The sequence below is a fragment of the Paenibacillus sp. FSL R5-0923 genome (assembly GCF_038009145.1).
In the GTDB taxonomy this organism is placed as follows: Bacteria; Bacillota; Bacilli; order Paenibacillales; family Paenibacillaceae; genus Paenibacillus_AQ.
In genome coordinates this window covers 1,127,757-1,141,931 of the sequence record NZ_JBBPAT010000001.1, presented here as the reverse complement: position 1 = coordinate 1,141,931, position 14,175 = coordinate 1,127,757, and the positions used below count along the sequence as shown (strand labels likewise).

Here is a 14,175-nt window from a genome sequence, read left to right as displayed (position 1 = left end):
CTTCCTCCCAAAGATTCCGTTTCGTTACAAACGGAGTTGATGATTAAAGTATACCTCACTGTGTGCGTATTTCAAAAAAACGCTCTATCCCTTAGTTACTTACCGGAATACGTGCAGCCCAAGTAGCTGCCTGCAAGATCAGTTTACGTAGTGCTGGATGGCGGAAGGATGGCTCATGATGCCCAGGCATAAGGAACACTACTCGTCCTAAACCATAGCTGTGGCACCATGCAGCTGGAAGCCATTGACCCTCCGATTCATACTGAAGAAGAATAGTCCGATCTGTGAACGGATCAAATTCGAAATGATAAGGCTCCTCATCCAGCTGGAAGTCTTCAACGCCCTCAGTAATGTCATGCTCTAGCACCTTAAAATTCATTGGCTCGTAAGCGGTGTGACCATTAAAGCGTCCACCGATCAGCTGAGCTAGTTCGTTACGCTTCGTCAATGAAGCACCTGTATGAAGAACAATCAGTCCTCCACCACCGCTCACATAGCTGAGTAGGCCAGCGGTTTGCTGAGGAGATACAGTTTCATTCCATAATTCGTTGTAGGCAATGCATAAGTCATAACTTCCTAAATGCTCAATGCGCATCATTTTTTTATTTTCTGAACACTGAACGGTTAATAAATCATTTAAGATCTCGCTAATTTGTTGGTCCACTCCTTGAAGTGGATGGAAACGGGGATGGGTATAATCACCAAGTAACAGACATTTTCTTTTGTCCATGGGGATCCTCCTCCTTATTCATTGTTATTATTCATCACATGTTGCCTATATTCTAAGGAAAACTGCTGCGAATGTCCATGCAGATGGCAGGTTTACTACTCTTAAGGCATCCTCTTCCGGGTAAAAAAGCATCCCCACCCATTGAATCCGGCGGGAATGCTTCTGAATAGTAACGTAAATCTTGTAAAGCTTCCGCACACTGTGGTCTAGCGATTCGCCGCCACATATTTGCCCAACTCTACAATCATGCTTCCCATCCGTTCATGCTCAGGCATGATGATACGTTGTAGGCCCTCTTCTTTTAGAGCCTCAGAGGTAATACGCCCTACAGAAACAGCAAGCACTTTATCCTCGAAAGACCTCAGCATCTCCTCCAGCTTGCCCTGTTCCCGAGCAAATTGAGAGAGGAAACGAAATTGTGGCGCACTTGTAAAAGCCACGGCATCAATCTTACCTTCTATGATTTCTGTAAGCAATCTTTCAAGCTCACCCGGTTCTGGTAGAGTATGACGATACGGCAGCACTTGGCGGGTATTCGCCCCAGCCTCCTGCAGCCATGCGAGCATACGAGGAGCTGGGTCGCCGTGCAGCTGCAGTACGACCTCCTTGCCCTGCAAATCCAGAGATTGAAGCCCACGAATCAATCCGATCGTACTTCCGTCGTCGTCACGAACCTCCGGCGTAAGTCCTCTTTTTTTCAAAGCATTCACTGTCTTATAACCCCGTGCAGCAATAATAGAACCAGAAAGGACCTCTAAGTAACGCTCAGCGATATTAAGGCGTTCAGCCGTTTGGAAGAGAGCATCCAGTCCCATGCCTGTGGTAAGGATCACCAAATAAGGCGGATGGCTGATCCATGAATTCAATCCTTCCTCCAATGCCTCATCATCAAGAAAGACAGTACCTTGAGCAGGTCGAGATAACGCCGTCCCCCCCATATTTTGCACCAACTTGGCCATCTCTTCCGATTTGCGCGGGCCCGCCAAGGCGACCGTGAACCCTTTCAGTTGCTCTGCCATGTACTATTATCTCTCCTCTCTCCGTTGCCTAACCCAACATTATTGTTTATCAGTATACTTGCAAAGGGCTGCAAAAGGGAAGATAAAAGCATCGTTTTCCTATATGAAATATATATTATTACTAGGAAGAGTGTATTTTAAAGCTACTCACAAGCTTTTGCAGTTCCTCCGCAAGACGGCTAAGGTCGGTAGACGAAGACGCCATCTCTTCAACAGAAGCGAGCTGCTCTTGCGCTGCCGTCGCGATGGTCTCTGTATTCACAGCCGCTTCTTCAGAGATGCCGCGAATCTCTCCTATAGCCTTCTCCATGTGATCTGATTCCACCAATAAGGTCTGTACAGCCCCACCCATTGCCTCAATCTTCTCTGCGGCACTCTTGACCGCTCTACGGATACGGGAGAAGGAACGTCCGGAAGTATCCACGGCCTCTATCCCTTCGGTTACGCGCTGCTTTGTGTCTTCCATCGTATGAGTCACCAGCGTCATCTCACTATTAATGGCGGTAATCTGCTCTGCAATCAAATGCGCTGATCTCTCTGATTCCTCTGCCAGCTTACGCACTTCAGCAGCGACAACGGCAAATCCACGGCCATGCTCTCCAGCTCTGGCCGCCTCAATAGAAGCATTGAGAGCTAACAGATTGGTCTGACGGGCAATCCCTGTGATTACGCCGACAATGCCCTCAATTTGACCGGTTCTTTCGTTCAGCTTGTCGATTACACTGCCAAGCTCTCCCACCGTTCTATCGATACCATTGATCTTATCCACCACGCTGATGACGGAATCATTTCCTTCCGAAGCAGAGAGTGAAGTCTTGTCCATCATCGCAGACACCTGCTCCATATATACGGAAATATGATCCACTTCGCTTGTCGTCGCCGCTGTACTTTCCATTCCTTTGCGTACACCGATCACCTGCCGTTCCGTCCCTGCCGCTACCTCCTGAATCGCTATCGTCATTTGTTCGATCGTTTGGGCATTCTGCTCCGCACTGGCAGTCAGCTCTTCGGCTGAAGAGGAGACATTACTCGTCATCTCCTGCACACCTATGATCATCTGGCGCAGGCTGAGCACCATTAATTGAAAGTTCTCGGCTAGCATGCCAATTTCATCTTTGCGGAAAGCCCCCATGTCTTCGGACAGATCCCCTTTGGCTATCACGGCAGTTGCTTTCCGCAAACGGATCAGAGGCTTCAAGATAGATTGAATATTAAAATAGATTACGATTAGTGCAAGCAGAACGGAAGCTACAATTACAAGCAGCGCTGTATTGCGGATTCCACTCGTTACTGAAGTCACTTCATCTATGCTTATCGTGCCTCCGATTCTCCAGCCCGTAAGCTCATTTACCATAAACGTCATCTTTTTGTGCGTACCCTTGTAGACATAATCAAAAGTACCTTGATCTTCCTCGAACATTGTCTTTATAAAGTCATCGGATGACTCCAGTCCAATAGCCTCTGTTGGATGAACAAGATATTTCTTGCTGTTATCCAGTATAATAATATATCCTTCCTTCCCCACCTTGGTCGCGGTCAATTCTCCTAATGCAGATAGATTGAGATTCAGGGTTATCACCCCGTCACCGCTCTTCAGGACCGTTGATATCGCGATCGCCGTTTCCTGATTCACAGTTTGAAAGGCCGGAGAAATCACAACACCTTTCCCGTGCTTCAGAGAATTAATATAGGCACTTTCCTGCCTGGGATCATAGCCTTCGGGCAGCTTGGCTTCCGAAGCATGGATCGATTGCCCTCTGCTTGTACTAACATAAATATCTAGCACATCAGGATGTAGCACAGCATATTCCTTTAATCTGTCCTTCATAGAAGCTACCGTCTCTCCATTTGCCTCACTGTTGGTCCCCTCAGCGGTGAACTCAGCAGCAAAATAAGAAATAGTATCTATTTTTGATTGAATATTCGAGTTGATGATTGCATCTACTGCCTCAACACTTTCGGTAGCATTGTTCACCAGTTGATCTTCCACTTCATGGCTAGCAGATTGATAGGTTCGCCAACCGATAATGATACTGGGCAACAGTAGAACTAATAGGTATGTAAGAATTAATTTGGTTCGGATACTCATACCCGCTTTTTTGTTCATAGATGTCATCACACTCTCTCTCTTCGAGTCTTAAAGAAGGACTTATTTACCAGACTTACTATATAATTATATATCCTCCTTTGGAACCGATTTTCCTCCTATCTTTCTTCATTTTTCTCATCATTCTTAAAAATTGTCATATAAACGCAACAAAAAGACCGCCTCAAAGAGAGCGATCTACTCAAATAAGCCTATTTCTTATTATTACCGTAGCAAAAGGCTCCGGTTCTTTCATCCTAGTTCACGTTCTTGTTCTTGCAGTTCGGGCAGACGCCTCCGAATACCACATGAGCATGACCAATGGTATAACCTGTATCCTTGGCCACTGTGTTCATCCAGTCTCGTGGAACTTGGTTCATTACCTCATCAACCGCACCGCAAACCTCGCAAATGATATGCTGGTGATCATCCATGCGGGCATCATATCTGCTGGCAGCCTCACCAAGCTTAAGCTCACGAATCATTTGTTTATCTGAAAGATAACGAAGAGAGTTATATACAGTACCGTATGCTAAGCTATGACCTTGTTCTACTAGCCGGTTCATTACTTCCGCAGCAGTGGGATGGTCATGTGAATTAAGGACGATATCGTAAACGGCTTGACGTTGGGAAGTCAAATTTAGACTTTTCATTGCTATCATCCTCTAACTTATTTTTAGATCAAGTATAAATCGTGAATGTAAGAACGTCAATCCCACTTTTATCCACTCATTACTTTCTCAGTTACTTAATCAATCCTGAATATTTGATGTTAACATCAGCTTTGACCTGAAAATCGAGCCCAGCATAGAGCTCCTTCCACACTTCCATTTCGGTATCATTATTAAAATGTCTAGCTCCATAGTGCAGCCCCCACCCAAAAGGATCCAAACCGCTCGTATGAATTTTTTTCAGTAATGCTAAGATATCATCTTCCAATTCTTTCTCGCCGGCCGTCTGAATTTTTTTCAACAAGCTATGTGTCACCAAATCCTGGCTGCTACTCTCTTCGAGGATCCCTTTAATCTTAATATGGTATCGAATAGTTGCTTTTCCGCTCTCCGTATTTAATATCTTGTAGTCCGAGGATGATCTCTCTGTGTAATACTGATACATGACCCCCTCGATATAGGCTGGCAAATTGGTCCGTAAGTTGGAGCGCGACAGCAGATTGTATAGCCGGGTTTCGTTCGGTGTAAGCACCATCTTGATTTTCTCGCTATCCAGTAGAGCAATTTTATCAATTAAGAACTCACTCTTCCCTTTGGCCTCGATAATCGGCAAAATCGGATCAATACCCTTCTCATAAATATTTCTCATCAACTGAAAGGAATACACACTAGCAATAAAAGGAGACTCCGTTCCCTGACCACTCATCGCCAGAATAAGAGAATTCGATGGAATTCGCTCCGATTCGGGTCGTACCTGCAGCACTTGAAGTGCCTCCGGACGCCCGACTGCAAAATTTACAATAAGCTGGACATCTCTGCGCCGCACGGCCCAATCCATAACATGCTGAATATCTTTGCGTGCGATCCCTTCTCCCAAAATAATCGATTTACAATGGGAATAATCAAGCTCCTTCTCCACTTTTGACTTCATTCTGCGGAGCGCTTCCGAAATACTAGGGGACTCTTCGGTTAATATCTGCATCTTCTCATCAATCTTAGTAACTTCCCCCTGTGGGATGGCCAGTTTCAAGCTGATCTTGAAAGTCCCTTCTTCTTCACCAGGGTCAACACCGATCGCCAGTACGAATATCCTTAAATCAATTTCTTTGAAGTCACAGCCGGCAAGGAGTAGCAGTAACACAATTCCTATTGCACTAAGTGCTTTTCTCACAACCTCTGCCTCCTTACTTTGCGATAACAATAAAACAGCAGAGCGATTAAGAACATCTCACCAAACCAGCGGATCTGTAGAAACCAAATGCCCAACACGTTGAGCTGATATTGATCCATCCATATTAAGGAGAGGACCACTCCGCTAAACAAGCACAGGATGAGCCACTCTTTCCACTGCTCTGCCTTCTGGGATTTTTTTTTCGTAGATGAAATAGCACCTTTGAATAATCCTAACCCTACATGCCAATGAACAATTACACTCACCAGAGATAAAGTCATATAGGCAAAATAAAAAATAAACAACATCCGTTCAATAATAAAGGATTCTATCCGGATACTGTCTGCCGTCGAGAACCACGTATATACATGTCTCTCAATCGCAACAGTACCGAAATAACCGATAGGGACCAAAAAGGTTATGAGAAGTACGAGAAGTCCTTCCACCCCTAAAATCCAGACATGCTTTAGCTTTAACCCATGAAATACCCGATTAAAGATGGCTAGATTAATATAACCACTAAAAGAAAAGGTAGCTGCCGAAAGACTCATCAAATCCGGCTTATGCCAGATGTATGTAGTAATCTGCAGAACAGAATCCCAATTGAAGTCCGGATTGGTCAGCGCCTTTACGATGCCATAGACAATTAACGGTAATGTAACGAAAAGAATGATTTCAAGACCATACAAAAGTGATAGTGAATCAAAGCGACAGCAGATGCAGACCAATATCAGAAAGCCGATCACGACAGTATATGGGCTTGAATTCGGACTGACATACCGCAGTGTAATATCTACAAAGGAAAGCAAGGTAACCCCCCCAGCCACACACCATAAACCCGCAAAAAAGACAAGTAAGGGTTTGACTAGCAGCTTAGGAAGAAGAGGGTTAAATATTTCCGGAAACCCCTTTCCAGGAAATTTAGCAATCAATACAGTAAATATATAGACAAACAAAGTGCCAAGGATCGTTGCAATTAGTATGGAGAACAAAGCACCGTCAAAGCGTCTGTCTATTAGTTCCCTAGGAACAAAATTAATGATGTTGATCAAGCTGTTCATCAGAAAAAGACAGTAGAAATAACGGCTTTTGGCCATCAATGTTCCCCGCCCTTCTTCTTACCAAGGTTATCAAGAAAAAACAATCTGAAATAAGGTTGTCCAAAGCTACGCTGATTGCATAAATACATCGCGAATCCCACAACACAGACCACTACACCAACCATTCCTAGAACAGCGGCAGCTATAAGAAAAATGTACTTCAGCACGCGAATCGACAAGCTCATCATATTCAGAGGAATCAGAAAATTGGATATCGCAACGGCAGAGACCAATATAATCATAATATTACCTACAAGCCCTGCCGCCGTAGCTGCCTGACCTAAGATTAGACCTCCGACCGTCGTGGCCGTAGGACCAATCGCTTTGGGCAGCCGTAAACTCGCCTCGGTCAGAAATTCCATCATCATAAGCATTAAGAGCACTTCCACAAAAGATGGATAAGGCACGGTCGCGCGACTACCCGAAATGAGTAGTGCAACCTGCACACGAATAATCTCTGGGTTATACGAGGTAAGTGTTACATAGATCGCAGGCAGCCATAACGTCATGCACACACCGATAATTCGGAGTAGCTTTAAGAAACGGCCCACAATAGGAAATTGGATCTTATCATCCATGGATGTAAAAAAATCATTAAATATGGAGGGCAACACTATCGCATATCCCGTTGTATCCAGGAGTATCGCTACTTTTCCTTCAGACAAATTAAACACAACTCTATCAGGTCTTTCAGTAATAATAGACTTAGGGAGTATTCTCAATTTATCACTGCTTATAAACTTCTCAAGTTCTCCCGTAGCCTGTAAAATATCAACCTTTAGGGTATTCATCTTCTCCCTTAATTCCGCTAATACATTATGATCAACACGACTGATGTCGTATAGGATGGCCACTTTTGTTTTGGAGACATCGCCGATGATCATGGTTTCCATTTTGAGATTAGTGGATTGATAGCGACGGCGAATCATGTTCAGATTAACCGCAATATCCTCCGTTAATGCATCTGAAGGTCCCTGTGAAATGCTTTCTGCAGACGTTTCACTAACACCGCTGCTCTCTGTACTCATCGCGTCAAAAAAACAAATCACATCATTTATGCTAAGAAGAACGTAGCCACTAAGCAAAAGATCGATCGCTATTTCCTTCGTATTCTCCTCTTCCGTGCCCGGATACGTCGTAATGTAATCAAGGTAAGCGTTAGTATCCCCCATCTCATAGAACGGCGTAATCACATGGCGACTGAGCGTCTGCGAATCTGTAACGCTTTTAATATAAAGTAAGTTGATCTGCCCAAAAGGTGCAACGAGTGTTCGATCGATTAAATCGGCGAATCCGTTTAACTGATCCTTGATCCATTCCAGAGAAACATTGTGCTTATCCTGTTGAACTGACATGGATCATCCCTCCTATTTATCCTGCGCTTCCCGGATGCCACCTTATTTTGGCACTATTTCTCTGAATTCATGCACTGCACATATGAATACGGAGTTTCTTTTAACGGGACTGTGGTAATAAATGAAATGAGCATTGTATAGATGGAGGGATAATAAGATGGATCCACACCGTAAAATAACGCAAGGTCTCCCGCAATTCCCAGAATCATTATGGAGAGACACTACGGATTTACCGGCTTTTCCAAAGCTCACTGAAGATATCTCTACAGATGTCGCTGTAGTGGGCGGCGGTATTACAGGGATTACAACAGCCTATCTCTTAAGCAAAGCCGGATACAAAGTCGCACTCTTGGAGGCAGGGGAAATCCTCAGCGGTACTACGGGTTTTACAAGCGCCAAGATCTCCACTCAGCACGGATTAATCTATCATCATTTGCTGAAACATTTTGGGGCGGAGAATGCGCGGCTCTATTATCAATCGAACAATCAGGCTATGAATTGGATCTTAAATACGGCTGAGGAACTGGAAGTGTCTTGTGGCATGAAACGTGAAGCGGCCTATTTATACGCAGATGCTGAAGATCATAAAACGCTTAAACAGTTGGAAGAAGAGTATCAAGCCTATGAACAATTAGGCCTGCCCGGTGAATGGCTGGATAACGTCCCTATCCCTCTGATGGCGAGCGGTGCGATTAAATTACCAGGACAAGCTCGCTTTCACCCCCTGCAATATCTGAAGGCCTTGTTGAGGGTTATCGTGGAAAAAGGTGGCGTGATCTATGAGCATACAATGATGGCGGACAAGGTGGAGAAGAACGATACGCTTACGCTTTTTACGGAAAAGAATGACTTCCGTATCACCTGCCGTTACGCTGTGTCAGCTTCTCATTTCCCCTTCTACGACGGAGGTGCGTTATATTTCTCGCGACTGCATGCTGAACGTTCCTACTGTCTGGCGATCCAGCCTGAAACGGATTTTGAGGGTGGAATGTATTTAAGCGCCAGCGAACCAACCCGTTCTCTGCGTGCAGTGGAGTGGGAAGGCCAGAATCTGGTTATCGTCGGGGGTGAGAATCATAAGACGGGCCAAGGCATTTGCACGATAGGTCATTATGAGAATCTGGAGCTGTTCGCAGGCCACTTGCTGGGCATCAAATCGATCCCTTACCGGTGGTCAGCACAGGATTTAATTACGCTGGACAAGGTCCCCTACATCGGCAAGATTTCGGACAGCGAAGAGATTTATATCGCTACCGGATTCGGAAAATGGGGCATGACAAGCGGTACCTTGTCCGCTCAAATTATCTCCGATCAGATTCAGCGTAAGGATAATCCATACACAGAGCTATACGATCCATCCCGCTTCAAAGCTGGCGCCAGCCTAAAAAGCTTCTTCGTTCAAAATGCCAATGTGGCAAAAGAGCTTGTAGCGGGCAAAGTAGAAATCGTCCATAAAAAGACAAGTGATTTGAAGGCAGACGAAGGGGCTGTTGTCTTCCATGACGGTAAACGTGTGGGAGCTTATAAGGATCCGGAAGGGACGCTTCATCTAGTAGACAGAACCTGTACACATATGGGCTGTGAATGCGAATGGAACGATGGCGACCGTTCTTGGGATTGCCCTTGCCACGGCTCCCGTTTCTCCTATGATGGAGAAGTCTTAGAGGGACCCGCATCCGTGCCGCTGACGAAGCTTTACGAATAAATCATTTCATTCGTGGAAACAAAATGATGGATTCATGGAAAATAACATCGTCTATACATGGAAGTTTTCAAATCGTTTTCCTTCGGCGATTGTGAATGCCCTATAGCATTCAGGTATAATAGGACATGAACGAAGCATTAGCTTCAAAAATGTTTAAAGGAGCGTGACGTTAGAGATGGATTTGAGAGGAAAGAGTGTTGTGATTACTGGTGCAGGCAAAGGGATCGGCAAAGCCTTAGCCATGGCACTAGCTAAGGAAGGTGCTAATTTGGGCCTGATCTCCAGAACTTCAGGCGATCTCGAAGCGTTAAAATCAGCCTTAACGGAAGTATACGACGTTAAAGTCAGCATTGCCGTTGCGGATATCGCTGTACGCGAAGAAGCTGAACGTGCGGTTGCTTACCTGCAAAACGAGCTAGGAACATTTGACGCATTAATCAACAATGCCGGAATTGCAAAATTCGGCACTTTAGTAGAAATGGACCCTGCCGATTGGGAAAGTCATATCCAAGTCAATCTTTACGGTACGTATTATGTAACTCGCGCTGCACTGCCAGCTATGATTGAGAAAAATGGTGGAAATATCATCAATATCTCTTCTACCGCTGGAGAACGCGGTTTCGCGACAGGCTCGGCTTACTGCGCATCCAAGTTCGCACTGATGGGCATGACCGAAGCTCTCGCACAAGAGGTGCGTAAGCACAACATCCGCGTCGTAGCCTTGACTCCAAGCACTGTTAACACCGGATTAGCTTCCAACGCTGGACTTAAAATCGGTGACGAAGACCGCATGATGCAGCCTGAGGATGTAGCTGAATTGGCTTTAACAGCCTTGAAGCTGCCGGATCGTGTCTTCCTAAAAACAGCTGGACTCTGGACCACTAATCCGCAATAAAAGCGAGCTGGTTGGTTCTAATTCAAGCTCTGATTGCGCTTTGTGCAATAGAATGTCTCTGGTCGTGAGAGAAACTTGGTTCGATTGCATTTTGTGCAATCAAACTGGAGGAAAACCGTACTTTCGTGCCATTTAACCCTGATTTAATTGTACAAAGTGCAACAGAATACCTTATGTAGACTATTTTCGGCTATTCTGTTGCGTATTCTGCAATCAAACTCCACTTTAAGCTAGAGTAGGTTACTTTAACGCCAGAGTAGGTAAATAGAGATTAAGTATTTATTTAATTATAGATACTTATAGTTACGTTGTGTTGGGTGTTGATTGTTGTAGTTGAGTATTGTAGTTACGCTGGGCGCTTCGGCTCTGAATACTACTTGGCGTTCGAATAGACGATAGTTGCACTTTGTACATCTATTCAGCGTAATTAGAGGATCCGCCACACTTTAATTGCACTCTTTGCAACTAAAAGCAGGCAATTCTCGACCATACGCCAGATTCATCTAATTTAGTTGCAGAGAATACACTTATCGTCTTCGTTTCTAACGAACCAGAACTTTTAAGTGTATAAAGTGCAATTATATATTCAGCCTAATGTTTATGTATGGATATCACACTACTGAACGGAGGTTTACCTAATATGCTAGTAGTAACAAATACCATTAAAGTTAAAGAAGGTCATGGTGAAGCCATTGCTCAACGTTTCGGAGGAAATAATGGTGTACAGGATATGCCAGGATTCGTCCGCATGGAGGTTTGGCAAGGAAGTGCCAAAGAAGGTGTTGAGGAATTAAAAATCTGTACCATGTGGGAGAATGAGGAGGCATTTAAAGGCTGGACATCCAGTGAATCCTTCCGTCAATCACACCGCGGTGCTGGTGGAAATGAAGCCATTCTTGGTGCTTCGATCGACAAATATAAGCTGATGATCAGCCGAACACCCGGCACCAGCAATTAAGTGTAGAGATTGGACAACTAGTCCCGCAAGCTATTCGCATAACTTGCGTCTATGTGATATAGACCGATCGTACAATTAACAGAAGTACGACTGCCACGACAATAACAACAGGGATGCCCTAAGCCAATATGGCTTTGAGACATCCCTGTTTATTTTTACAGTGTGTCGCTTATTGCTCACTACCACGAGGCAGAGCTTCCTCCACCTCTTGATGTTTCCCCGGCCAGAATGCCCATCGACCAAAAAGTGTCGTAATAGCGGGCACAAGGAACGGACGTACTACGAAGGTATCAAGTAGAATACCTAGAGCGGTGATGATACCAAATTGCACAAGCACCTGAATCGGTAAGCTAGCTAATACAGCAAAAGTACCTGCCAGAATGAGGCCCGCAGAGGTAATTACTGAGCTGGTCTCATTCACGCCTTCCGCGATGGCCTGCTTAAGCGGCATGGTCTTACGCTTTTTCCAAATATTCGAGATCATAAAGATGTTGTAATCTTCTCCAAGTGCCACCAGGAATACAAAGGAATAGAGCGGGATCGCTCCCTGAATGGCATCTGCGCCCATCACATAATGAATGATAATCCAGCCTAAGCCAAGTGCAGAGAAGAAGGAGAGAATAACCGTTCCGACCAGATAAATAGTCGCCACTATCGAACGCAGATATATCAACAACAGCAAAGTGATCAACCCGATAACAACAGGGATAATCAGATCGGTGTCACGATCTCCGATTTTTTTGGTATCATACTGCGTCGCCGTCTGACCACTTACCCACACATGATCTGAAGGATTCTCTACCCCTACATCAATCAGCGCTTGCTCTGCTGTTGCTAGAAGGGCTGGAATATGCCCCATCGCTTCAAGTGAATAAGGATTGTTCTTAAATTCGATATCATAACCCAGAATATCCTTGTTCACAGCGCCCTGCTGCGGATCGGAAACCGTGTCCACATACGTGAGCCCTCCGAGAATGACTTTAAGATCCTCTCCACTCGCTTGCCCCTTAGTATCAATAATTAGCTTAGCGGGAGCTAATTCCCCCGGCGAAAACTGCTTACCGATGAGGTCGAACCCTTCGCGGGACTCCATATTTTTAGGAAAGGAGGAAAGGATATCATACGTAAATTTGATTCCACTAGAGAATGAAGCCAGAATTCCCAGTCCGATAACAGTCACGCCTACGATAGCCCAAGGCCGGGAAACTACAAATCCGCCAATTCCTTTTTTACGGGAGACTTTTGGCTCTGGAGTTGGTTTGCCTTTAGCCTTGGCCCGTTCAACCTCCATTTGGGGGGTACGCGGAATGAATGGGTAGAACGAAGTCCGTCCGAAGATCGCCAACAGTGCTGGTACAAGCGTTAAGCTAGCAATCCCCATAATGAAAATCGACACGCTGAACGGTATTGCAAAACGATGATAAGCTCCATACTTAGCCAGCAATAACGCAAACAGCGCGAGCACGACGGTGAAGCCACTCATAGCGATGGCGCCTGAAGATTCGGTTATGGAGCGAAGAAGCGCACGACTCTTACTCTCTTCTACCTTCAACAACTGCCGGAACCGTGAGATCAGGAACAAACAATAGTCCGTACCCGCACCGAACAACAGAACCGTCATGATGGATACTGCCTGCGAATCCACGGTGATCCAGCCTTCTTGCGCCATTTTTCCAAGAATCGGACTAGTTACACCATAAGCGAATCCAACAGCAATAAGCGGAATAAACGCCAAGATAGGCGAACGATAAATCACCAATAAGAACACCAGCACAAGCATAACCGTAGCAATTAGCAAGGAAACGTCTGCGTTCTGGAACAGGCCAGTAGCATCAATAGAGATACCCACCGGACCCGTAACACGTAAACTCAGCTCTTTGTCATCTACCTTAGCCGCGGAGGGGTCTCCACCCGTCTCCGTGTTTATGATCTTCTTCATTTCTGTCACAGCTTCGCCGAGCTGATCACTATCTGCCGTTTTATCAAAAAGCACCGGGGTTACCAGTGTACTAAGATCCTCAGATAATGAGGCTTGCAGTGCCTGCGGCGGCAGCTTCCCTAGTGGGGGAACAAAGTTCTGATGGGGTAACGGTTGCTGCTCCAACTTGTTGTATACAGCAGTGATATGTACTAAATCGTCTTGCGAAAGCCCACCTTCTCTATGCCATACGAGCAATGCAGGTACTCCGCTTCCACTTGGAAACTCTTGTTCTGCAATTGCTGTCGCCTGTATTGATTGTGCATCATCTGGGAGATTGGGCGCATTATTAGCAACTTGAGAATTCACTGCAGGCCATAATAGGGTAAGTGCACCTACTAGCACTATCCATACGAGAAGAGTAATCCATTTCGTCTTTTTTCCTGCCACCCATTTACCGTAGCCTGACATTCCCTTCATCCTCTCCTTTACCTTCCCGCCTTAAAAATGAGCCGCGGGTCATTTTTAATTCTATCATATATATGCTTTAATTTTTAATCAAACTTT

11 protein-coding genes are annotated in these 14,175 nt (G+C 45.2%); 3 read left to right on the top strand and 8 right to left on the bottom strand.

Annotation, left to right across the window (positions count from 1 at the left end):
* Positions 1–91: 91 nt before the first annotated feature.
* The 7 genes from MKX35_RS05065 to MKX35_RS05035 form a co-directional block, all read right to left on the bottom strand.
* Entirely contained in the window at positions 92–730 is a 639-nt protein-coding gene (locus MKX35_RS05065) for a ThuA domain-containing protein (protein ID WP_042192549.1), read from the bottom strand.
* A gap of 206 nt (positions 731–936) precedes the next feature.
* Positions 937–1,749, bottom strand: a complete 813-nt coding sequence (locus tag MKX35_RS05060) for a uroporphyrinogen-III synthase (RefSeq protein ID WP_076297933.1) — start codon at positions 1,747–1,749, stop codon at positions 937–939.
* Between the two features lie 121 nt (positions 1,750–1,870).
* Positions 1,871–3,865, bottom strand: a complete 1,995-nt coding sequence (locus MKX35_RS05055) for a methyl-accepting chemotaxis protein (RefSeq protein WP_076285623.1) — start codon at positions 3,863–3,865, stop codon at positions 1,871–1,873.
* 227 nt (positions 3,866–4,092) lie between these two features.
* Entirely contained in the window at positions 4,093–4,488 is a 396-nt protein-coding gene (locus MKX35_RS05050) for a Fur family transcriptional regulator (RefSeq protein ID WP_042131422.1), read from the bottom strand.
* 91 nt (positions 4,489–4,579) lie between these two features.
* Positions 4,580–5,677 carry a Ger(x)C family spore germination protein gene (locus MKX35_RS05045; RefSeq protein WP_076285622.1) on the bottom strand — a complete coding sequence of 366 codons (1,098 nt, stop codon included), beginning with the start codon at positions 5,675–5,677 and terminating at the stop codon, positions 4,580–4,582.
* Positions 5,674–6,774, bottom strand: coding sequence for a GerAB/ArcD/ProY family transporter (locus MKX35_RS05040; RefSeq protein WP_076297934.1), 1,101 nt, complete (start codon positions 6,772–6,774; stop codon positions 5,674–5,676). Before MKX35_RS05040 ends, MKX35_RS05045 begins: the two co-directional genes overlap by 4 nt.
* The gene (locus tag MKX35_RS05035; protein ID WP_076297935.1) at positions 6,774–8,132 is read right to left on the bottom strand and encodes a spore germination protein; all 1,359 of its coding nucleotides are present in this window, start codon (positions 8,130–8,132) and stop codon (positions 6,774–6,776) included. The genes MKX35_RS05040 and MKX35_RS05035 overlap by 1 nt, the downstream gene beginning before the upstream one ends.
* A 157-nt stretch (positions 8,133–8,289) precedes the next feature.
* On the opposite strand from MKX35_RS05035, the gene MKX35_RS05030 reads away from it, so the two are divergent.
* The 3 genes from MKX35_RS05030 to MKX35_RS05020 all read left to right on the top strand — a co-directional run bounded on the left by MKX35_RS05030 (position 8,290) and on the right by MKX35_RS05020 (position 11,690).
* Entirely contained in the window at positions 8,290–9,837 is a 1,548-nt protein-coding gene (locus tag MKX35_RS05030; RefSeq protein ID WP_076297936.1) for an FAD-dependent oxidoreductase, read from the top strand.
* A 175-nt stretch (positions 9,838–10,012) separates the two neighbouring features.
* A complete protein-coding gene (locus MKX35_RS05025; RefSeq protein WP_042131427.1) occupies positions 10,013–10,732 on the top strand; it encodes a 3-ketoacyl-ACP reductase in 720 nt (239 codons plus the stop codon).
* A 640-nt stretch (positions 10,733–11,372) separates the two neighbouring features.
* Positions 11,373–11,690 carry an antibiotic biosynthesis monooxygenase gene (locus MKX35_RS05020; protein ID WP_042192566.1) on the top strand — a complete coding sequence of 106 codons (318 nt, stop codon included), beginning with the start codon at positions 11,373–11,375 and terminating at the stop codon, positions 11,688–11,690.
* 169 nt (positions 11,691–11,859) lie between these two features.
* Here the strand turns inward: MKX35_RS05020 and MKX35_RS05015 are convergent, their stop codons facing one another.
* On the bottom strand, positions 11,860–14,088 hold the full coding sequence (locus tag MKX35_RS05015; protein ID WP_076297937.1) for an MMPL family transporter: 2,229 nt from the start codon (positions 14,086–14,088) through the stop codon (positions 11,860–11,862).
* Positions 14,089–14,175: the final 87 nt, after the last annotated feature.

Bases quoted from the DNA above. Each gene is read 5' to 3' on its own strand.
- MKX35_RS05065 (WP_042192549.1), bottom strand. From the start codon at position 730: ATGGACAAAAGAAAATGTCTGTTACTTGGTGATTATACCCATCCCCGT.
- MKX35_RS05060 (WP_076297933.1), bottom strand. From the start codon at position 1,749: ATGGCAGAGCAACTGAAAGGGTTCACGGTCGCCTTGGCGGGCCCGCGC.
- MKX35_RS05055 (WP_076285623.1), bottom strand. From the start codon at position 3,865: ATGACATCTATGAACAAAAAAGCGGGTATGAGTATCCGAACCAAATTA.
- MKX35_RS05050 (WP_042131422.1), bottom strand. From the start codon at position 4,488: ATGAAAAGTCTAAATTTGACTTCCCAACGTCAAGCCGTTTACGATATC.
- MKX35_RS05040 (WP_076297934.1), bottom strand. From the start codon at position 6,774: ATGGCCAAAAGCCGTTATTTCTACTGTCTTTTTCTGATGAACAGCTTG.
- MKX35_RS05035 (WP_076297935.1), bottom strand. From the start codon at position 8,132: ATGTCAGTTCAACAGGATAAGCACAATGTTTCTCTGGAATGGATCAAG.
- MKX35_RS05030 (WP_076297936.1), top strand. From the start codon at position 8,290: ATGGATCCACACCGTAAAATAACGCAAGGTCTCCCGCAATTCCCAGAA.
- MKX35_RS05025 (WP_042131427.1), top strand. From the start codon at position 10,013: ATGGATTTGAGAGGAAAGAGTGTTGTGATTACTGGTGCAGGCAAAGGG.
- MKX35_RS05020 (WP_042192566.1), top strand. From the start codon at position 11,373: ATGCTAGTAGTAACAAATACCATTAAAGTTAAAGAAGGTCATGGTGAA.
- MKX35_RS05015 (WP_076297937.1), bottom strand. From the start codon at position 14,088: ATGAAGGGAATGTCAGGCTACGGTAAATGGGTGGCAGGAAAAAAGACG.